Source organism: Flavobacterium sp. (assembly GCF_028712645.1).
Taxonomy (GTDB): Bacteria; Bacteroidota; Bacteroidia; order Flavobacteriales; family Flavobacteriaceae; genus Flavobacterium.
In genome coordinates this window covers 1-5,040 of record NZ_JAQTPQ010000250.1, presented here as the reverse complement: position 1 = coordinate 5,040, position 5,040 = coordinate 1, and the positions used below count along the sequence as shown (strand labels likewise).

The 5,040-nt window shown below is 33.9% G+C and carries 5 protein-coding genes; all 5 read left to right on the top strand.

The features are described 5' to 3' along the window. Positions 1-960, top strand: a 960-nt coding sequence (locus tag PHC28_RS15465; protein WP_300102681.1) for an efflux RND transporter permease subunit, incomplete at its 5' end; no start/stop codon positions are given. Then, positions 947-2,197 carry a TolC family protein gene (locus PHC28_RS15460; protein ID WP_269684973.1) on the top strand — a complete coding sequence of 417 codons (1,251 nt, stop codon included), beginning with the start codon at positions 947-949 and terminating at the stop codon, positions 2,195-2,197. The genes PHC28_RS15465 and PHC28_RS15460, both read left to right, overlap by 14 nt. Before the next feature lie 2 nt (positions 2,198-2,199). Then, positions 2,200-3,447 (top strand): efflux RND transporter periplasmic adaptor subunit, encoded by a 1,248-nt coding sequence (locus tag PHC28_RS15455; protein WP_269684974.1) that lies wholly within the window; start codon positions 2,200-2,202, stop codon positions 3,445-3,447. 2 nt (positions 3,448-3,449) lie between these two features. Next, positions 3,450-4,667 (top strand): efflux RND transporter periplasmic adaptor subunit, encoded by a 1,218-nt coding sequence (locus PHC28_RS15450; protein WP_300102675.1) that lies wholly within the window; start codon positions 3,450-3,452, stop codon positions 4,665-4,667. Positions 4,668-4,679: 12 nt separating this feature from the next. Further along, positions 4,680-5,040, top strand: a 361-nt coding sequence (locus PHC28_RS15445) for a heavy-metal-associated domain-containing protein (RefSeq protein WP_300102672.1), incomplete at its 3' end; no start/stop codon positions are given.

Genomic DNA, 5,040 nt, shown 5'->3' with positions numbered 1-5,040 from the left:
GACGACATTAATAATGTGGTTGAAGCTTCTATTGGAGGTATGAAACTAACAACAACTATAGAAGGAAGACAACGTTTTTCTGTCAACGCACGATATGCACAAGAATACAGAAATAGCCTTGAGGCTTTAAAAAAACTGCAAGTGCAAACAATGCAATTTGGACCAATACCATTAGAAACTGTTGCCAATGTAAAAATAAGTGATGGCCCTCCAATGATAAATAGCGAAAATGCAATGCTACGTGGAACTGTGTTGTTCAACGTTCGGGAGCGTGATTTAGGAAGTACTGTAAAAGAAGCACAGAAAAAACTGAATGCAATGATGACTAAAATGCCAAAAGGCTATTATGTGGAATGGAGCGGACAGTGGGAAAATCAAATCCGCGCAAACAAAACATTAAGTTTGATTCTACCTATTGTTGTTGTCATTATTTTTCTCATTTTGTATTTTACTTATCGCTCTATGAAAGAAGCATTAATCACAATGATTACAGTTCCCTTTGCATTAATTGGGGGTATTTTTATGGTTTATTTCTATGGAATTAATTTGTCGGTGGCAGTTGCGGTAGGGTTTATAGCCTTATTTGGTCTTGCTGTCGAAACAGCGATGTTAATTACCATTTATTTGAATGAAGCGATGAACAAAATGGTCGAAAAACACGGAAACAGTTCCGAAACCATTACCGAAGAAATATTGAGAGAATACATTATTGATGGTTCAGCCAAAAGATTGCGACCCAAACTGATGACAGTTTCTGTTTCATTATTTGGATTAATCCCTATTCTTTGGGCAACTGGAACAGGTGCTGATGTGATGCTTCCCATTACCGTTCCACTTATTGGAGGTACCATTACCTCCACAATTTATGTATTATTAGTAACCCCTGTTGTTTTTGAAATGTCAAAACTTCGTGAATTAAAAACAAAAGGTAAAATAGATCTTATAGATGCAAAACATTAAATTTTATATCGTAATAAGTTGTTTGATTTTAAGCTTTAATATGAAGGCGCAAACACTTTCCTTGGATAATGTATTGAGTACAATCAAAACAAACAATCCTCAACTAAAAATGTACGATGCCGATATTCAAAGTATGGATGCAGCTGCAAAAGGAGCTAAAAGCTGGATGCCCCCTCAAGTGGAAACAGGTTTTTTTACGACTCCTTATAATACCAAAATGTGGAAAGCAGATGGAACATTTCCTGGAATGGGGATGTATATGCTGGGCGTTACGCAAATGATACCAAATGCTTCCAAGCTAAAAGCTGATTCTAATCTTATGAAGGCAATGTCTTCTGTTGAAAAAGAAAACAAAAACTATACAATTAATCAATTGATAGCATTGGCAAAAACAAATTATTATCAATGGTTGGTTTTAAATAAAAAAATAAAAATAGCCGATGATAATTTGTTGCTTTTAGACTATATGATTAAAAGTATGGAAATACGTTATCAGTATAATATGGATAAATTACCTACTTATTACAAAGCAAAATCGCAATACAGCGCATTAGAAAGTATGATTCTAATGTTGCAAAATGACATTTCACAAAAGCGAATTATGCTGAACACTTTGATGGCAAGAGATAAAAACACCAAATTTGAAATTGATGAAACCTACGAAATAAAAGATTTTAATTCGGCAATATCGGATACAACTTCTCTTTCTAAAAACCGAAGCGATGTGAAAGCCATCGAAAAAACGATGGAAATAAATCAGCTCAAAATTGTGGCAGAAAAAACAAAATTATTGCCCGAGTTTGGTATAAAATACGATCATATGTTTGCTTTTGGCGAACAACCTCAACAATTTACTTTAATGGGAATGATTACTATTCCAATGCCTTGGTCAACCAAAATGAATAAAGCCAATATCAATAGTTTTCAAATTAAAAATGAAAGTCTGAACTGGCAAAAACAAATGATTTTGAATGAAGCTACAGGAATGATTTCGGGTATGACCAATGAATTGAACACTTTAAAAAAACAATACGAGGTTGCACAAAAAAGTATAATTCCTGCCCTTAAAAGCAATTATGAAACTGCAATTTTAGCTTGGCAAAACAACACTGGAGATCTTTTTGCCACTCTTGATGCGTGGGAAGCATTAAATATGGCTCAAATTGATGCGTTAGATAAATTGCAAAGGATTTTGGCAGCACAAGTAGAAATTGAAAAACAATTAGAAACCAAATAATTATGAACAAGTATATAAAATATGGTTTAGCTTTTATCGTAATTTCCATTATTGGAATTGCAATCTATTTATTTGCAATAAAATCAGACAATCATTCAGAAATGGGACATCAAAACGAGATTTACACTTGTTCAATGCATCCACAAATCATTAGAGATAAACCCGGAAATTGTCCCATTTGCGGAATGACTTTAGTAAAAAAAATAACGGAGAATAATTCAGTTGAAGATAATTCAATCGACAATCTTATAAAACCTACCGACAATTTTATAGTAGGAAATTATCAAACGACAACGGCAATAGACACTACTTTGAGCAGTGAAATAAATCTACCAGGAATTGTGGGGTATGATCCCAATTCATCGGTAAATATTGCAGCTCGAATGAGCGGAAGAATTGAGCGAATGTATGTCAATTATAAATATCAAAAAGTAAATAAAGGACAAAAACTATTTGATTTATACAGCCCTGAATTACTGACGGAGCAACAAAACTTCATTTATATGGTCATTAATGATGTTGAAAACCCTTCAATTATTGATGCCTCAAGACAAAAATTATTGCTATATGGAATGACTCAAAATCAAATAAATGCGCTGTCTAATTCCAAAAAAGTAAACCCGCTAATAACAATTTATAGTCCTGCTTCCGGGATTATTGATGGAACAGCAACGATGGATAATACAACTATTCCTGTGATGCAAAGTGCGAATAACAACACTGAAGTTTTGAATGTTAAAGAAGGGAGTTATATAAAAAAGGGAGAAGTCATTTTTAAACTATTAAATACGGATAAAGTATGGGGAATATTCAATGTTATCCAAGGATACAATAGTCTAATCAAAGCCAATCAATCCATCAGAATTACTTCCGAACTTGACAAAGATGAATTTATGGATGCAAAAATAAATTTTGTCGAAACACAATTAAACGCAGCTGATAAAACCAATAGAATTCGAGTTTATTTAAATAACAATAAATTGAAATTACCAGTTGGTTTGCGATTGCAAGGCGCAGTGAAAACAAATGCCGTAAAAGGAATTTGGATTCAAAAACAGGCAATGGTAAGTATTGGAAACAAGAAAATAGTTTTCTTAAAAATGGAGAATGGCTTTAAGGCATCGGCCATAAAAACAGGAATTGAAATAGATGATTTTATCCAAATTATTGAGGGCATTTCAGTAAAAGACACCATTGCCAAAAACGCACAATATTTAATTGACAGCGAAAGCTTTATTAAAACCGAATAATGATGAAGACAATAAAAAAAATAAGTGTATTATCAATACTATTTATGGTAATGGTGGCTTGTAATACTAAAGAAAAAGAAGACCATAGCAAACACAATAAGAGTGCAGCAACAACATTTTACACTTGTTCAATGGATCCACAAGTCAAGGAGGACAAACCCGGAAAATGCCCTATTTGCCATATGGAGTTAACCCCAATAAAACAAGATGACACAGAGGCTAATGAAATAAGTTTGAGTAAACAGCAAATACAACTGGGAAATATCACTACCCAAACTATTTCAGAAACCCAAAGCAGTTTAGAGCAAAATTATACGGGAGTCCTGACAATTAATCAAGAGAAAATCAAAACCATTTCTTCAAGAGCAATGGGAAGAATTGAAAAGTTGTACTTCAAAACCGTCGGCGATTATGTGGCTAAAAATCAAGCCGTATATCAATTGTATAGCGAAGATATTGCCATTGCTAAACAGGATTATTTCACGGCATACAAACAACTATCAATGCCTGGCGATTTTGGAAAGAATGCCCGAAATATGCTCAATGCAGCAAAACAAAAGCTGCTATTCTTTGGTTTAACCAATGCCCAAATTGAAAGTTTAAAAACCGGTAAAGAGGTTTCTCCTTATACCATTTTTTATAGCACTGCCAGTGGAACAATATCGGAAATAAGTACCACAGAAGGCAGTTATGCAATGGAAGGTTCTAGCATCATTAAATTGGCGGATTTAAACAGTCTTTGGTTAGAAACACAAGTAAACGTAAACTATGCCAAGAATCTAAAAATAGGACAAAAAGCCCAAATAACGTTTGCCGATTTTCCTGATAAAACCATAAATGCGCAAGTTTCTTTTATCAATCCGGAAATAAATCCAGACACGCGTCTACTTTTAATTCGATTGGAAATACCAAATCCAAATTTGCAATTAAAACCGGGGATGCAAGCGATGGCAAAATTAACACAATCCAATTTAAAAGGATTGTATATTCCTGTTGATGCAGTTATCAGGGAGGAAAACGCTTCCTATATTTGGGTTGAAAAAAGACCGGGAGTATTTGAAAACCTAATGGTCGAAACTGGAATAGAAACCAATGGAATGATAGAAATAAAATCAGAAATAGACAGTACAAAAAAAGTGGTAATTACTGGTGCCTATGCTATAAACAGTGAATATAAATTCCGAAAAGGCAGTGACCCAATGGAAGGAATGAAAATGTAAATATTAAAAATTATGACACATACATATATTATTTCAGGAATGACTTGTGATGGTTGTCGCACCAAAGTCGAAAAAACATTGAATGCTGTTGAGGGCATTGAAGCAAAAGTTTCATTAAATCCGTCTATAGCCACTATAACAATGGAAAAACACATTCCATTAGCACAGTTGCAAGAAGCATTATCTGCCGTTGGAAAATACACCTTAGAAGTGACTAATGGTAAAACTCCACAACAAGTAACAACCAATGAAGATGCAGCAAAATCTTGTTGTTCTAAGCATTCCCACAGCGATAAAACGGAAATCAATGTTCCTGTTAATACAAGTGGCAAATACTACTGTCCTATGCATTGTGAAGGCGAAAAATTATATG

Excerpts from the sequence above, each read along its gene's own strand:
- PHC28_RS15455 (WP_269684974.1), top strand. The coding sequence starts at position 2,200 with ATGAACAAGTATATAAAATATGGTTTAGCTTTTATCGTAATTTCCATT.
- PHC28_RS15450 (WP_300102675.1), top strand. The coding sequence starts at position 3,450 with ATGAAGACAATAAAAAAAATAAGTGTATTATCAATACTATTTATGGTA.
- PHC28_RS15460 (WP_269684973.1), top strand. The coding sequence starts at position 947 with ATGCAAAACATTAAATTTTATATCGTAATAAGTTGTTTGATTTTAAGC.